This window comes from Pseudomonas sp. FW305-25 (assembly GCF_017351415.1).
Classification (GTDB): domain Bacteria; phylum Pseudomonadota; class Gammaproteobacteria; order Pseudomonadales; family Pseudomonadaceae; genus Aquipseudomonas; species Aquipseudomonas chlororaphis.
On the sequence record NZ_JACNDE010000043.1, the window covers coordinates 41,593 to 56,022 of the forward strand.

Here is a 14,430-nt window from a genome sequence, read left to right on the forward strand (position 1 = left end):
GTCGACATAGACCTGAACGATGCAAGCCAACGCCATGAGCCAAGACGACAACCTGATCGACCTGAACGCCGAACGTGCCAAGCGTGTGCATGACTTGAAGGAAAAGCGCCTGAACGAAGTGCGTCAGGCATTCGAGCAGGCAATGCCTTTGGGCAAGCCGAAGAAGAAACCGAAAAAGCCGAAAAAGCGCTGAACCGGGCGCGATCTGTTGATGTAAGTCAGTTATTTCCCCTCCCTGTCGTCCTGTCTGGGTCGACCATTGACCCCGGTCAATTTTCCCCGCCGCCTCTTTGGTTAACTTAGCCCCATCGCAACAGGGCAAGAGCAGGAGGCCAGTCATGTTTTTCGACAATGTGGTGATCGCCGGAGTGCTGACTGTCGGCCTCATGGTTCTGTTTTTCGCCGGGTTTGGATTTTTCATCTGGAAAGATGCGCATAAACGCAAAAAACCTTAAGTCTTTCCGGTAACGAGCACGCAAGGCATTTTGGGCAACTTCGGTTGCCCTTTTTTTTGCCTGTGTGTTTTGTCGGAGCGAGGCTCTTGCCCACGATGGCGTCCGTTTGCGCGATACAGGTCTCCAGGTAGAACGCGGAATCAGGTTTCAAGGCTGCCTTGCAGCCCATCGCGAGCAAGCTTCGCTCCTACAGAAGTCGATCATTTATTTCAGGCACAAAAAAAGGTGCGGCCCGAGGGGCGCACCTTTTTTGTCGCGGACCGAGCGAATCAGGTCCCGAGGGCTTTCGAGGCCAGCCAGAACAGACCGGCCGACAGCGCCACGGTTGCCGGCAGGGTCAGCACCCAGGCCAGCAGGATGGTGCGTATGGTGCCGCTTTGCAGGCCGCTTTTGTTGGCGACCATGGTTCCCGCCACGCCCGAAGACAGCACATGGGTGGTCGATACCGGCAGGCTGAAGATATTGGCCATGCCGATCAGGCCGGCGGCGGTGATCTGCGCCGACATGCCCTGGGCATAGGTCATGCCTTGCTTGCCGATCTTCTCGCCGATGGTCTGTACCACACGTTTCCAGCCGATCATGGTCCCCAGGCCAAGGGCCAGGGCCACGGCCAGGATCACCCAGAACGGTGCGTACTCGGTGGTGGCGGTCAGGTCTTTGCGCAACTTGTCCAGGTCAGCCTTTTCACGGGCCGCGAGGTGCGGCAGCTTGCCGACTTTCTTCGCGGTGTCATCCAGGCAGAGCAGGTAGCGACGCACTTCGATACGGCTTTCGGCCGGCAGCGAATGATAGTCGGCGACACCCTTGAGGGTGCCCAGCAGCGCGGCGATGGTCGGTTCGGTCTGCTGCGGGTTGCAGCGGAACTTGCCTGGCAGGTCGTCTTTCACGCTTTTGCCCAGGGCCAGGAACTCGCCCAGGGAGTCCTCGTTACGCTGATAGAACTGGCTCAGGTGCAGGGTGGCGTCGCGGGTACGCTCGATCTGATAGGTGGTGCTGTTCAGGTCGAGCACGAACTGCGCGGGCACGATACCGATCAGTACCAGCATGATCAGGCCGATGCCTTTCTGGCCGTCGTTGGAACCGTGCACGAAGCTCACGGCCATGGCCGAGATCACCAGCACCAGGCGATTCCAGAAGGGCGGGTGTTTCTTGTCGTCGACCTTGCGGCGTTGTTCCGGGGTCTTGTGCATCTTCGAGATCGGGCGCCACCACTTCAGGCCGATCAGCACCAGGGCGGCAATCAGGAAGCCGGCCATGGGCGAGAACACCAGGGAAGCACCGATGTCGATCGCTTTCTGCCAGTTCACGCCATCGCCCAGCGGGATATCGTTGAGCAGGGCATTGGCCAGACCGACACCGAGGATCGAACCGATCAGGGTGTGGGAGCTGGAGGCGGGAATACCGAAGTACCAGGTGCCCAGGTTCCAGGTGATGGCCGCGGCCAGCAACGAGAAGACCATGGCCAGGCCGTGGCCGGTGTTGACATTGATCAGCAGCTCGACCGGCAGCAGATGGACGATGGCATAGGCCACGCCGACACCGCCCAGCAGCACGCCGAGGAAATTGAATACACCGGAAAAGAATACGGCCAGGTGCGGCGGCATGGCTTTGGTGTAGATAACAGTGGCAACCGCATTTGCGGTGTCATGAAAGCCGTTGATGAACTCGTAGGCGAGGACAAAAGCCAGGGCGAGCAAGAGGCTCACAAGCACCCAAGCATCCAGTCCGCTGAATAAATCGATCATGAAGGTTTTCTGACCCGGTCATAAGGGGGCGCGATTATGCCAGAAAACCCTGGTAATCGATGCACTAGGTGCTGGTTGGTAACATTCTTCAACGAAAAAGCCGGAGGCAGGCCAATGGCCATGCCTTTTTTCGGGGCATGGGCAAGCCATTGATTTTACTGGGGCTCATCCTCAAGGTCAGGAGCACAACGCTGAGCCAAACGTCTCAAACGCTTGTATGAAATTTCAGTGCCATGACACTTTTTGAGCCCTTTGGGGCCATTCGCTGCAACACGGCGGATGCCAGGCCGACCTTGCGATCGACCTTTATCTGCAAGGGCATTGAGCCGTGCGAAAGTTTCAGGCGAACAGCGTCACGGCTGGTCTGCCTTGAGCTCTTTTTCCATCTTTTGCAGTTCTTGGGTGAAGGCCTGGTCGAGAACGCTGGCGCGCTTGCGCCAGGGTTTGCGTTCCGGTTCAGGCTGGGCGGCGTAGGTGGTGACTTCGCCTCCGTAAACTTCCTTGTAACGTTGTTCCTGGCGCTCAAGTTCCGCGCGCAGTTCGTCTTTCGTCACAGTGTTACCTAACTGAGTTGAGATTATCCCGATGATACGCATTGCCTAGATCGGGTTTATCAAACCGCCTCGTACTCGACTCGATTAAAGGAGCCAGGATTGCGATGGGGCTCGCCAAACCGCTTCTTGTTGCATGCGGCCACGCCACCGGACAAGAACAGCTGTCGTAGCAACAGTTACTTTTTTGCAAACGCATTGGCCGGGCATATTGAGATGAGCGTCAAGCGCTTGCTGCAGGAGGCGTCATTTACTCTACGCAGCCTGATGATGCTGCCGGACGCAGAAAAGCGCCGGTGATCACTTTGCTCATTATAGCGGCGGCCATGAATAACTCTATCGGCAATAAGTTAAAAATCATCAACTTGATATCAGGGTTTTGTTACACGAAAGTTTTAATCCGGATGACGAGAGCAGTTCTGTAACAAGGCCTGACAAGTTGCCTGGACTAATGCGGAAGAAATGAGAGTTTTATTGGCGACGAAAAAGCGGCACATCGCCTGGCAGGCATTTATCGCAATGGATTGCGATTATCGGTCGATGGTTCGATAATCGCCCAATGTTGGCCGTGCAGGCTTGTGCATCCTCTCCAGTACGGCTTGTAATAAGCCGGACTTCCGTCGCAGAGAACCTGAAATGAACGATCAATTGCGTAATTCCTTCGCTTCCGCCGCGCCGCCGATTGTCGCTTCGCCGGCCAAGCGGATTCAGGCGCTGACGGGTGATCCGGATTTCATGACCTCTCTGGCTCGCGGCCTGGCGGTGGTCCAGGCCTTTCAGGAGCGCAAGCGCCATCTGACCATCGCCCAGATCAGCCACCGTACGGAGATTCCCCGTGCCGCCGTGCGCCGCTGCCTGCATACCTTGATCAAGCTCGGTTACGCCACCACCGATGGCCGCACCTATTCGTTGCTGCCCAAGGTGCTGACGCTGGGGCATGCCTATCTGTCTTCCACACCGCTGGCGGTATCGGCCCAGCCTTACCTGGACCGCATGAGCGAGCAACTGCACGAAGCCTGCAACATGGCCACCCTGGAAGGCGACGACATTCTGTACATCGCCCGTTCGGCCACCACCCAGCGCCTGATCTCGGTCGATCTCTCGGTGGGTGGGCGCCTGCCGGCCTACTGCACATCCATGGGGCGGATCCTGCTGGCGGCGCTGGATGACGCCTCGTTGCGCGAATACCTCGACCATGCCGACCTGCAAGCCAAGACCAGCCGTACCCTGCACACGCCGCAGGCGCTGCTCGAATGCCTGCAACAGGTCCGGCAGCAGGGCTGGTGCATCGTCGATCAGGAACTGGAACAAGGCCTGCGCTCGATCGCCGTACCGGTGTACGACGCTTCGGGCCAGGTACTGGCCGCGCTCAACGTCAGTACCCATGCCGGTCGCGTTAGCCGCGCGGAACTGGAGCAGCGCTTCTTGCCGGGCCTGCTCAGCGCCAGTCGCGACCTCAGCGCCCAATTGTTCGCTTGAGGGCTGTCTGCTTAAGCTGTTCGATAAACGCACAGATACGCGCTTGCTGAATTGACGCTCTTTCCCTTGCCTCATTAATGTCGCGGCAGCGTCATCCGGCCACTGGAGCACTGCCTCTGCAATGGCCGCGTGACGCCCCCATAATAATGAAGAGGCCAACTCCCCATGAGCATCGCCCGCGCGCCCAGCCGCGCTCCTCTATCGTGCCTTCGCCTGCCGACGGCCTGATCCCGCAAGACCCTTTTCGATCTGAACCGACCAGCTCTGGCTGGCACCTGTGCGCCTGCGTTTTTCGCGTGGAATAAAAATAATGAACCAGCCTCAATCCGCTGTAGGGAACTGCCTCGATGTGCAGTCCTTTATCAATGCCCAGCCGCTGTCGCGCTATCAGTGGCGGGTGGTGATCCTGTGTTTCCTGATTGTCTTCCTCGATGGCCTCGATACCGCGGCCATGGGTTTCATTGCGCCGGCGCTGTCCCAGGATTGGGGCATCGACCGCGCCAGCCTCGGCCCGGTGATGAGTGCCGCGCTGATCGGCATGGTTTTCGGGGCGCTGGGCTCCGGCCCTCTGGCTGACCGCTTCGGGCGCAAAGTGGTGCTGGTGGGGGCGGTGCTGTTGTTCGGTGCCTTCAGCCTGGCGTCGGCCTATAGCAGCAATGTCGACCAGTTGCTGGTGCTGCGTTTCCTTACCGGCCTGGGGTTGGGCGCCGGCATGCCGAATGCCACCACGCTGCTTTCCGAATACACCCCCGAGCGCCACAAGTCGTTGCTGGTGACCAGCATGTTCTGTGGTTTCAACCTGGGCATGGCCGGCGGCGGTTTCATTTCTGCCAAGCTGATCCCGGCGTTCGGCTGGCACAGCCTGTTGCTGATCGGCGGGATTTTGCCGTTGATCCTGGCAGTGGTGCTGCTGGTCTGGCTGCCGGAGTCGGCGCGTTACCTGGTGGTGCGCAATCGTGGCACCGACAAGGTGCGCAAGGCCCTGGCGCCGATCGAGCCGGGCACGGTCGGCCAGGTCGCGAGCTTCAGCGTGCCGGAGCAGAAGACGGTGAAGGCGCGCAATGTGTTCGCGGTGATTTTTTCCGGGACCTACAGCGTCGGTACCTTGCTGTTGTGGCTGACCTATTTCATGGGGCTGGTGATCGTATACCTGCTGACCAGCTGGCTGCCGACCCTGATGCGCGACAGCGGCGCGAGCATGGAGCAGGCGGCTTTTATCGGTGCGCTGTTCCAGTTCGGCGGGGTACTCAGCGCCGTGGCGGTGGGCTGGGCCATGGACCGCTTCAACCCGCACAAGGTCATCGGCACCTTCTACCTGCTGGCCGGGGTCTTCGCCTACGCGGTCGGGCAAAGCCTGGGCAACATCACCTTGCTGGCGACCCTGGTGCTGATCGCCGGCATGTGCGTCAACGGCGCGCAATCGGCGATGCCATCCTTGGCCGCGCGTTTCTATCCGACCCAGGGCCGCGCCACCGGCGTGTCGTGGATGCTCGGCATCGGTCGCTTCGGGGCGATCCTCGGGGCCTGGATGGGCGCCACGCTGCTGGGGCTGGGCTGGAATTTCGAGCAAGTGCTGACCGCGCTGGTGATCCCGGCCGCACTGGCGACTACGGCGGTGGTGATCAAGGGCATGGTCAGCCATGCGGATGCGACCTGATCGAATCAGCAAGGCGCTCCTCAAGGGAGCGCTGAATACCTGTAGCCGCTGCCGCAGGCTGCGATAAGGCCGAAGGCCTTCAGCGATCCTGAGATCTTCGCGACCGTTCCGCTCGATCGCAGCCTGCGGCAGCGGCCATAGCACAATCGATAGTCAGACAACAATCTGTTCGATAAACGAACGCTCAGTCGATTATCGGATTGTTTGGGTTTTTCCCTCGGCTTAATCTTCAGTCACTCCGGCGCATCCTTCGGCGCCTTTTTCTTCCAGTCGCTCAATAACAATCGGGAGATCCCCCATGGCTGAAATCCTTTCGCTGCACGACGCGGTGAAGCAGTTCGTCAATGACGGCGATACCGTCGCGCTCGAAGGCTTCACCCACCTGATCCCCACGGCCGCGGGTCATGAAATCATTCGCCAGGGCAAAAAAGACCTGACCCTGGTACGGATGACCCCTGACCTGATCTACGACCAGTTGATCGGTGCCGGTTGTGCCCGCAAGCTGATTTTCTCCTGGGGCGGCAACCCGGGCGTCGGCTCCCTGCATCGCCTGCGGGATGCGGTCGAGAAGCAATGGCCGCACCCCCTGGAAATCGAAGAACACAGCCACGCCGACCTGGCCAATGCCTACGTGGCGGGCGCCTCGGGCCTGCCATTCGCGGTCTTGCGCGCTTATGCCGGTTCCGACCTGCCGAAGGTCAACCCGCTGATCAAGAGCGTGACCTGCCCATTCACCGGTGAAGTGCTGGCGGCGGTGCCATCGGTACGTCCTGACGTCACCGTGATCCATGCGCAGAAAGCCGACCGCAAGGGCAACGTGCTGTTGTGGGGCATTCTTGGCGTACAGAAGGAAGCCGCCCTGGCCGCCAAGCGCTGCATCGTCACCGTGGAAGAAATCGTCGACGACCTGAACGCCCCGATGAATGCCTGCGTGCTGCCGACCTGGGCCCTGAGCGCGGTCTGCCATGTGCCGGGCGGCGCCCATCCGTCCTACGCCCACGGCTATACCGAGCGCGACAACATCTTCTACCAGGCCTGGGACCCGATCGCCCGCGACCGTGAAACCTTCACCGCCTGGATCAACGAATACATCCGCGGCAGTGCTGACTTCAGCGAATTCCAGGCCAAGCTGGCCGCAGCAACGGGGGCCAAATAATGACTTACTCCACCAATGAAATGATGACCGTTGCCGCCGCCCGCCGCCTGCAGAACGGCTCGGTGTGTTTTGTCGGGATCGGCCTGCCGTCCAAGGCCGCCAACCTGGCGCGCCTGACCTCGTCGCCGGACGTGGTGCTGATCTACGAATCCGGCCCGATCGGCGCCAAGCCCAGCGTACTGCCGCTGTCCATCGGTGACGGCGAGCTGGCCGAGACCGCGGACACCGTGGTGCCGACCGGCGAGATCTTCCGCTACTGGCTGCAAGGCGGGCGGATCGACGTCGGTTTCCTCGGCGCCGCCCAGGTCGACCGTTTCGGCAACATCAACACCACGGTGGTCGGCGACTACCACCAGCCGAAAGTCCGCCTGCCGGGCGCCGGCGGTGCGCCGGAGATCGCCGGTTCGGCCAAGAGCGTGCTGATCATCCTCAAGCAGTCGTCGCGTTCCTTTGTCGACAAACTCGACTTCATCACCTCGGTCGGTCACGGCGAAGGCGGCGACTCGCGCAAGCGCCTGGGCCTGCCAGGGGCCGGGCCGGTGGGGATCATCACCGACCTGTGCATCATGGAGCCGGAAGCCGGCACCCATGAATTCGTGGTGACCTCGCTGCACCCGGGCGTGACCCGCGAGCAGGTGGTCGCCGCCACCGGCTGGGCGATCCGTTTCGCCGACCAGGTGGCGGAAACCGCCGCCCCGACCGAGATCGAACTGACCGCCCTGCGTGACCTGGAAGCCCGCACCGCCGCGGCCCATGGCCAAACCCCGGGAGAAGCCTGATGCGCGAAGTGTTTATCTGTGACGCCATTCGTACCCCCATCGGCCGCTTTGGTGGCGGTTTGTCGACGGTGCGGGCCGACGATCTGGCCGCCGCGCCGATCAAGGCGCTGATCGAGCGCAACCCGTCGGTGGACTGGAGCGCGGTGGACGAGGTGTTCCTCGGCTGCGCCAACCAGGCCGGCGAAGACAATCGAAACGTGGCGCGCATGGCGCTGCTGCTGGCCGGGCTGCCGGAAACCATTCCGGGCGTGACCCTCAACCGCCTGTGCGCTTCGGGCATGGATGCCATCGGCACCGCCTTCCGCGCCATCGCCAGTGGTGAGATGGAGCTGGCCATCGCCGGCGGCGTCGAGTCGATGTCCCGCGCGCCCTTTGTCATGGGCAAGGCCGACACCGCCTTTTCGCGCAACATGAAGCTGGAAGACACCACCATCGGCTGGCGCTTCATCAACCCGCTGATGAAGGCTCAGTACGGCGTGGATGCGATGCCGCAGACCGCCGACAACGTCGCCGACGATTATCAGGTGTCGCGTGCCGACCAGGATGCGTTCGCCCTGCGCAGCCAGCAGCGCACCGCCGCGGCGCAGGCCGCCGGGTTCTTCGCCGAGGAAATCGTCCCGGTGCGTATCGTCCACAAGAAGGGCGAGACCGTTATCGAGCAGGACGAGCACCCGCGGGCCGATACCTCGCTGGAAACCCTGAGCAAACTCAAGCCGGTCAACGGCCCGGACAAGACCGTCACCGCCGGCAACGCCTCGGGCGTCAACGACGGGGCGGCGGCGCTGATCCTGGCGTCGGCCGAGGCGGTGAAAAAGCACGGCCTGACCGCCCGTGCCCGGGTGCTGGGCATGGCCAGCGCCGGCGTGGCGCCACGGGTGATGGGCATCGGCCCGGTGCCGGCGGTGCGCAAGTTGACCGAGCGCCTGGGCGTGGCGGTCAGCGATTTCGATGTGATCGAACTCAACGAAGCCTTCGCCAGCCAGGGCCTGGCAGTATTGCGCGAACTGGGCCTGGCGGACGACGCGCCACAGGTCAACCCCAACGGCGGCGCCATCGCCCTCGGCCATCCGCTGGGCATGAGCGGCGCGCGCCTGGTATTGACCGCGCTGCACCACCTGGAAAAGACCGGTGGCCAAAAAGGCCTGGCGACCATGTGCGTGGGTGTCGGCCAGGGCCTGGCACTGGCCATCGAGCGCGTCTGACGCGCTTCTTATAAGAACGAGGAACGAGCATGACCGACAAGCCCGGTTACCGGCGCCCGCAACCAGGTACTCAGCCTGATTACCTGCACCCGGCCTACAAATCCACCAACACCCGCTCGCCGTCCAAGCCGCTGGTGTTCCTGCCCCATTCGCTGTCGGAAATCACCGGCCCGACCATCGGCGCCGATTACCTGCAGGACAAGGACAACGACCTGACTGCCCAGCATGCCGGCGAGCCCCAGGGCGAGCGCATCATCATTCACGGCCGGGTGCTGGACGAGAACGGCCTGCCGGTGCCGGGGATCCTGGTGGAGATCTGGCAGGCCAACGCCGCCGGTCGCTACAACCACGACCGCGACCTGCATGACGCACCGCTGGACCCGAATTTCACCGGCACCGGGCGTACCGTCACCGATGTCGATGGCTGGTACCAGTTCCAGACCATCAAGCCCGGTGCCTACCCCTGGGGTAACCACCACAACGCCTGGCGTCCGGCGCATATCCACTTCTCGCTGTTCGGCCCGAGCATTCTCACGCGCCTGGTGACCCAGATGTACTTCCCCGGCGACCCGCTGCTGGCCTACGACCCGATCTACAACTGCGTGCCGGACACCCGCGCCAAGGAACGCCTGATCGCCAGCTTCGACCTGGAGAAAACCATTCCGTCCTACGCCCTCGGCTACCGTTGGGACATCGTCTTGCGCGGCCGCGATGCCACGCCGATGGAGAAATAAGATGACGCTGACTGCGACCACATCCCACACCGTCGGCCCGTACTACCACATCGGCCTGACCTGGCTGAACCGCGAAGACCTGACCCGGGCCGAGACCCTCGGCGAGCGGGTGGCAATCAGCGGCCAGGTGGTGGACGGCAACGGCGATTTCGTCAACGACGCCATGCTGGAAATCTGGCAGGCCAACGCGCTCGGCAAGTACGACCACCCGGAAGACGATCAGGCCAAGGCCCTGGACCCGAACTTCCAGGGCTTCGGCCGGGTGCCGGTGGATGGAGAAGGGCGTTTCCGCTTCACCACCATCAAGCCGGGTACCGTACCTGGCCTGAAAGGCTCGACCCAGGCGCCGCACCTGGTGGTACTGGTATTTGCCCGAGGCCTGGTCAAGCACCTGCTGACCCGTATCTACTTCGACGGCGAGCCGGCCAACGCCACCGACCCGCTGCTGGCCTGCGTGCCTGAAGAGCGTCGCGTCACCTTGCTGGCCAAGGCGGATGCACCGGGCCACTACCAGTGGAACGTGATCCTGAAGGGTACCGACGCGGAAACGGTGTTCTTCGATTATTGAGTGTGCCTGGGGGGATCGCGAGCAAGCTCGCTCCTACATGACCGCAGTTGAATCACGGCATCGTGACCGACCCATATCCTGTAGGAGCGAGCTTGCTCGCGATAAGGCCGAATAGGCCGACACCTCCAAGGTCGTCTTGCGGAACGGGACTGTTACAAAGTATGTCTAGACTCACCACGTCCCCAAAGAGTGAAAAGCCATGACAACGTTAACCAGTCACTACACGACCGAGGAGCGCAGCAAGAGGATCTTCGCGATCGTCGGCGCTTCCTCCGGCAATCTGGTCGAATGGTTCGACTTCTACGTCTACGCCTTCTGCGCGATCTATTTCGCCCCGGCGTTTTTCCCCTCCGACGACCCCACGGTGCAACTGCTCAATACCGCCGGCGTGTTCGCCGCCGGGTTCCTGATGCGTCCTATCGGCGGCTGGCTGTTCGGCCGGGTGGCCGACAAGCACGGGCGCAAGAATTCCATGATGATTTCGGTGCTGATGATGTGCGCCGGCTCCTTGGTCATCGCCTTCCTGCCGACCTACGCCAGCATCGGCGCCTGGGCGCCGGCGTTGCTGTTGATGGCGCGGCTGTTCCAGGGCCTGTCGGTGGGCGGTGAATATGGCACCACCGCGACCTACATGAGCGAAGTCGCGCTCAAGGGCCAGCGCGGGTTCTTCGCGTCCTTCCAGTACGTGACCCTGATCGGCGGGCAATTGCTGGCGGTGCTGGTGGTGGTGATCCTGCAACAGTTTCTCGACGAGGCGGAACTCAAGGCCTGGGGCTGGCGGATTCCGTTCGTGATCGGCGCCATCGCTGCCCTGATCTCCCTGCTGCTGCGGCGCTCGCTGAAAGAAACCACCAGCAAGGAAATGCGTGAAGACAAGGACGCCGGCAGCGTGGCCGCGCTGTTCAAGCATCACTCGAAGGCCTTTGTCACCGTGCTTGGCTACACCGCCGGCGGCTCGCTGATTTTCTACACCTTCACCACCTATATGCAGAAATACCTGGTGAACACCGCCGGCATGCATGCCAAGACCGCCAGCTACATCATGACCGGCGCGCTGTTCCTGTACATGTGCATGCAGCCGCTGTTCGGCATGCTGGCGGACAAGATCGGTCGGCGTAACTCGATGCTCTGGTTCGGCGCGCTGGGCACGCTGTGCACCGTGCCTATCCTGCTGACCCTGAAAACCATCACCAGCCCGTTCCTGGCCTTCGTGCTGATCACCCTGGCCCTGGCGATCGTCAGTTTCTACACCTCCATCAGCGGCCTGGTAAAGGCCGAGATGTTCCCGCCGCAAGTGCGGGCGCTGGGGGTCGGCCTGGCCTATGCGGTGGCCAATGCGCTGTTTGGCGGTTCGGCGGAATACGTGGCCCTGGGCCTGAAATCCCTGGGCATGGAAAACACCTTCTACTGGTACGTGACGGCGATGATGGCGATTGCCTTCCTGTTCAGCCTGCGCCTGCCGAAACAGGCGGCGTACCTGCACCACGATCTGTGACCTGTCCGCGTGCGTCCGTCGCGGACGCACGCCCCAAAGGATTGTTTATGAGCACACCGGCGAGCAACCAACTGTTCGATGCCTACTTCACCACCCGCGATATGCGCGCGGTGTTCTGCGACCAGGGGCGGGTCCAGGCCATGCTCGACTTCGAGGCCGCGCTGGCCCGGGCCGAGGCCCGGGTCGGGGTGATCCCGGCCGCTGCGGTGGCGCCGATCGAGGCGGCCTGCCGGGCCGGGCTCTATGATTTTTCCGCCTTGGGCCAGGCCATCGCCACGGCGGGCAACTCGGCGATTCCACTGGTCAAGGCCCTGGGCAAACAGATCGCCAAGAGCGACGCCAGCGCCGAGCGTTATGTGCACCTGGGCGCCACCAGCCAGGATGTGATGGACAGTGGGCTGGTCCTGCAAGTGCGGCAGGCGCTGAGCTTGATCGACAATGACCTGGCGCGCCTGGGCGGCATCCTGGCCGCCCAGGCCCAGCGCTATGCCGACACGCCCATGGCCGGCCGCACCTGGCTGCAACATGCCACGCCGGTCACCCTCGGTATGAAGATCGCCGGCTGGCTGGGGGCGTTGACCCGCAGCCGCGAGCGTCTGGCGCAGCTCAAGCCACGCCTGCTGGTGCTGCAGTTCGGCGGGGCCTCCGGCACCCTCGCGGCCCTGGGCGAGCAGGCCCTGCCGATTGCCCAGGCCCTGGCCGAGGAGTTGCAACTGAGCTTGCCGGAACAGCCCTGGCATACCCAGCGCGACCGGCTGGTGGAGTTCGCTTCGGTGCTCGGCCTGATCGCCGGCAGCCTCGGCAAGCTCGGCCGTGACATCAGCCTGCTGATGCAGACCGAGGCGGCGGAAGTCTTCGAGCCGTCGGCGCCGGGCAAGGGCGGTTCCTCGACCATGCCGCACAAGCGCAACCCGGTGGGCGCGGCGGTGTTGATCGGCGCGGCGACCCGGGTTCCCGGGCTGCTGGCGACGATGTTCAGCGCCATGCCCCAGGAGCACGAACGCAGCCTGGGCCTGTGGCACGCCGAATGGGAAACCCTGCCGGAGATCTGCTGCCTGGTGTCCGGCGCCTTGCAACAGGCGCTGCTGGTGGCCGATGGGCTGGAAGTCGACGCCGCGCGTATGGCCAGGAACCTCGACCTGACCCAGGGGCTGGTGCTGGCGGAAGCCGTGAGCATCGCTCTGGCCCAGCGCCTGGGCCGCGAGACCGCGCACCATCTGCTGGAGCAATGCTGCAAGCGCGCAGTGGCCGAACAGCGGCATCTGCGCGCGGTGCTGGGGGATGAGCCGCAAGTGACCGCCGAGCTGTCGGCGGCGGAACTGGATCGCCTGCTGGACCCGGCGCATTACCTCGGTCAGGCACACGCCTGGGTCGAGCGCGCCGTGGCCGAACATTTAGCCTTGAACGCCTGAAGGAGACTGCCGTGGGATTCGTACAACTCGCCGATGGCGAACTGCATTACCAACTGGACGGCCCGGCCGATGCGCCGGTGCTGGTCCTGTCCAACTCCCTGGGTACCGACCTGCACATGTGGGACATCCAGATTCCGGCCTTTACCAAGCACTTCCGGGTGCTGCGTTTCGACACCCGTGGCCACGGCAAATCCCTGGTCACCGAAGGCCCCTACAGCATCGAGCAGTTGGGGCACGATGTGCTGGCGCTACTGGACGCCCTGCATATCCAGCGCGCGCATTTCTGCGGCCTGTCCATGGGCGGGTTGATCGGCCAGTGGCTGGGCATCAATGCCGGCGAGCGCCTGAACAAGCTGGTGGTATGCAACACCGCGGCGAAGATCGGCGACCCATCGGTATGGAATCCACGCATCGAAACCGTGCTGCGCGACGGCCAGGCGGCCATGGTCGCATTGCGCGACGCCTCGATCGCCCGCTGGTTCACCCCGGACTTCGCCGCGGCGCACCCGGACCAGGCCAAGCTGATCACCGACATGCTGGCGGCCACCTCGCCCGAGGGTTATGCCGCCAACTGCGCGGCGGTGCGCGATGCGGATTTCCGTGATCAATTGTCGGCGATCGAGGCGCCGACCCTGGTGGTGTCCGGCACTGAAGACGCGGTCACGCCGCCCTCGGGCGGGCATTTCATCCAGGAGCGCGTGCGCGGCGCCGAATATGCCGAGTTCCATGCGGCGCACCTGTCCAACGTCCAGGCTGGCGCTGCGTTCAGCGAGCGGGTCGTGGCATTTTTGCTGGCCGACCAGCGTATTTAAGGAGCCCCCCGTGGACGAGAAACAACGTTACGCCGAAGGCATGCAAGTGCGTCGCGCGGTGCTGGGCGATGCCCATGTCGATCGCAGCCTGAGCACCCTGACCGAGTTCAACTCGGAGTTCCAGGAAATGATCACCCGGCACGCCTGGGGCGATATCTGGACGCGTCCGGGCCTGCCACGCCATACCCGCAGCCTGATCACCATCGCCATGCTGATCGGCATGAACCGCAACGAAGAGCTCAAGCTGCACCTGCGCGCCGCCGCCAACAACGGCGTGAGCCGCGCCGAGATCAAGGAAGTGATCATGCAGAGCGCGATCTACTGCGGCATTCCGGCGGCCAACGCGACCTTCCACCTCGCCGAGTCGGTGTGGGACGAACTGGGC

Annotated in this window: 15 protein-coding genes; 13 read left to right on the forward strand and 2 right to left on the reverse strand. The window is 63.0% G+C overall.

Translation table 11 applies throughout. The features are described 5' to 3' along the window. The first annotated feature begins 34 nt into the window (after nt 1-34). Together J4E58_RS27775 and ccoM are read left to right on the forward strand one after the other, a co-directional pair. On the forward strand, nt 35-193 hold the full coding sequence (locus J4E58_RS27775) for a hypothetical protein (RefSeq protein ID WP_023968072.1): 159 nt from the start codon (nt 35-37) through the stop codon (nt 191-193). A gap of 145 nt (nt 194-338) precedes the next feature. Further along, nucleotides 339-455 (forward strand): cytochrome c oxidase subunit CcoM, encoded by a 117-nt coding sequence (gene ccoM, locus J4E58_RS32130; protein WP_007926603.1) that lies wholly within the window; start codon nt 339-341, stop codon nt 453-455. Between the two features lie 269 nt (nt 456-724). Here ccoM and J4E58_RS27780 read toward each other — a convergent pair whose 3' ends face one another. Together J4E58_RS27780 and J4E58_RS27785 are read right to left on the reverse strand one after the other, a co-directional pair. Next, nucleotides 725-2,200 (reverse strand): inorganic phosphate transporter, encoded by a 1,476-nt coding sequence (locus J4E58_RS27780; RefSeq protein ID WP_007926602.1) that lies wholly within the window; start codon nt 2,198-2,200, stop codon nt 725-727. A gap of 353 nt (nt 2,201-2,553) precedes the next feature. After that, nucleotides 2,554-2,754, reverse strand: coding sequence for a hypothetical protein (locus J4E58_RS27785; RefSeq protein ID WP_009042495.1), 201 nt, complete (start codon nt 2,752-2,754; stop codon nt 2,554-2,556). A gap of 633 nt (nt 2,755-3,387) precedes the next feature. Between J4E58_RS27785 and pcaR the strand changes: the two genes are divergently transcribed. The 11 genes from pcaR to pcaC all read left to right on the forward strand — a co-directional run. After that, nucleotides 3,388-4,230 carry a pca regulon transcriptional regulator PcaR gene (gene pcaR, locus J4E58_RS27790; RefSeq protein ID WP_007926599.1) on the forward strand — a complete coding sequence of 281 codons (843 nt, stop codon included), beginning with the start codon at nt 3,388-3,390 and terminating at the stop codon, nt 4,228-4,230. Between the two features lie 310 nt (nt 4,231-4,540). Next, nucleotides 4,541-5,887 carry an MFS transporter gene (locus J4E58_RS27795; protein WP_087089210.1) on the forward strand — a complete coding sequence of 449 codons (1,347 nt, stop codon included), beginning with the start codon at nt 4,541-4,543 and terminating at the stop codon, nt 5,885-5,887. A 298-nt stretch (nt 5,888-6,185) separates the two neighbouring features. Then, nucleotides 6,186-7,043 (forward strand): CoA transferase subunit A, encoded by an 858-nt coding sequence (locus tag J4E58_RS27800; protein WP_009042497.1) that lies wholly within the window; start codon nt 6,186-6,188, stop codon nt 7,041-7,043. Then, complete coding sequence (locus J4E58_RS27805) at nt 7,040-7,822, forward strand: CoA-transferase subunit beta (protein ID WP_172833204.1); 783 nt, start codon at nt 7,040-7,042, stop codon at nt 7,820-7,822. The genes J4E58_RS27800 and J4E58_RS27805 overlap by 4 nt, the downstream gene beginning before the upstream one ends. Beyond that, complete coding sequence (pcaF, locus tag J4E58_RS27810) at nt 7,819-9,024, forward strand: 3-oxoadipyl-CoA thiolase (protein WP_172963054.1); 1,206 nt, start codon at nt 7,819-7,821, stop codon at nt 9,022-9,024. Before J4E58_RS27805 ends, pcaF begins: the two co-directional genes overlap by 4 nt. A gap of 29 nt (nt 9,025-9,053) precedes the next feature. Next, the gene (pcaH, locus tag J4E58_RS27815; protein WP_087089205.1) at nt 9,054-9,758 is read left to right on the forward strand and encodes a protocatechuate 3,4-dioxygenase subunit beta; all 705 of its coding nucleotides are present in this window, start codon (nt 9,054-9,056) and stop codon (nt 9,756-9,758) included. A 1-nt stretch (nt 9,759) separates the two neighbouring features. After that, on the forward strand, nt 9,760-10,326 hold the full coding sequence (pcaG, locus tag J4E58_RS27820; protein ID WP_087089202.1) for a protocatechuate 3,4-dioxygenase subunit alpha: 567 nt from the start codon (nt 9,760-9,762) through the stop codon (nt 10,324-10,326). 199 nt (nt 10,327-10,525) lie between these two features. Beyond that, a complete protein-coding gene (locus J4E58_RS27825) occupies nt 10,526-11,821 on the forward strand; it encodes an MFS family transporter (protein ID WP_009042502.1) in 1,296 nt (431 codons plus the stop codon). Between the two features lie 47 nt (nt 11,822-11,868). Then, nucleotides 11,869-13,233 carry a 3-carboxy-cis,cis-muconate cycloisomerase gene (locus J4E58_RS27830; RefSeq protein ID WP_087089200.1) on the forward strand — a complete coding sequence of 455 codons (1,365 nt, stop codon included), beginning with the start codon at nt 11,869-11,871 and terminating at the stop codon, nt 13,231-13,233. Between the two features lie 11 nt (nt 13,234-13,244). Continuing rightward, nucleotides 13,245-14,045 carry a 3-oxoadipate enol-lactonase gene (gene pcaD, locus J4E58_RS27835; protein WP_087089199.1) on the forward strand — a complete coding sequence of 267 codons (801 nt, stop codon included), beginning with the start codon at nt 13,245-13,247 and terminating at the stop codon, nt 14,043-14,045. A 10-nt stretch (nt 14,046-14,055) separates the two neighbouring features. Next, nucleotides 14,056-14,430, forward strand: a 375-nt coding sequence (pcaC, locus tag J4E58_RS27840) for a 4-carboxymuconolactone decarboxylase (protein ID WP_207255343.1), incomplete at its 3' end; no start/stop codon positions are given.

What these genes read in the sequence shown, in the direction of transcription:
- J4E58_RS27775 (WP_023968072.1), top strand. Translation starts at nt 35, where the DNA reads ATGAGCCAAGACGACAACCTGATCGACCTGAACGCCGAACGTGCCAAG.
- ccoM (WP_007926603.1), top strand. Translation starts at nt 339, where the DNA reads ATGTTTTTCGACAATGTGGTGATCGCCGGAGTGCTGACTGTCGGCCTC.
- J4E58_RS27780 (WP_007926602.1), bottom strand. Translation starts at nt 2,200, where the DNA reads ATGATCGATTTATTCAGCGGACTGGATGCTTGGGTGCTTGTGAGCCTC.
- pcaR (WP_007926599.1), top strand. Translation starts at nt 3,388, where the DNA reads ATGAACGATCAATTGCGTAATTCCTTCGCTTCCGCCGCGCCGCCGATT.
- J4E58_RS27795 (WP_087089210.1), top strand. Translation starts at nt 4,541, where the DNA reads ATGAACCAGCCTCAATCCGCTGTAGGGAACTGCCTCGATGTGCAGTCC.
- J4E58_RS27800 (WP_009042497.1), top strand. Translation starts at nt 6,186, where the DNA reads ATGGCTGAAATCCTTTCGCTGCACGACGCGGTGAAGCAGTTCGTCAAT.
- pcaH (WP_087089205.1), top strand. Translation starts at nt 9,054, where the DNA reads ATGACCGACAAGCCCGGTTACCGGCGCCCGCAACCAGGTACTCAGCCT.
- pcaG (WP_087089202.1), top strand. Translation starts at nt 9,760, where the DNA reads ATGACGCTGACTGCGACCACATCCCACACCGTCGGCCCGTACTACCAC.
- J4E58_RS27825 (WP_009042502.1), top strand. Translation starts at nt 10,526, where the DNA reads ATGACAACGTTAACCAGTCACTACACGACCGAGGAGCGCAGCAAGAGG.
- J4E58_RS27830 (WP_087089200.1), top strand. Translation starts at nt 11,869, where the DNA reads ATGAGCACACCGGCGAGCAACCAACTGTTCGATGCCTACTTCACCACC.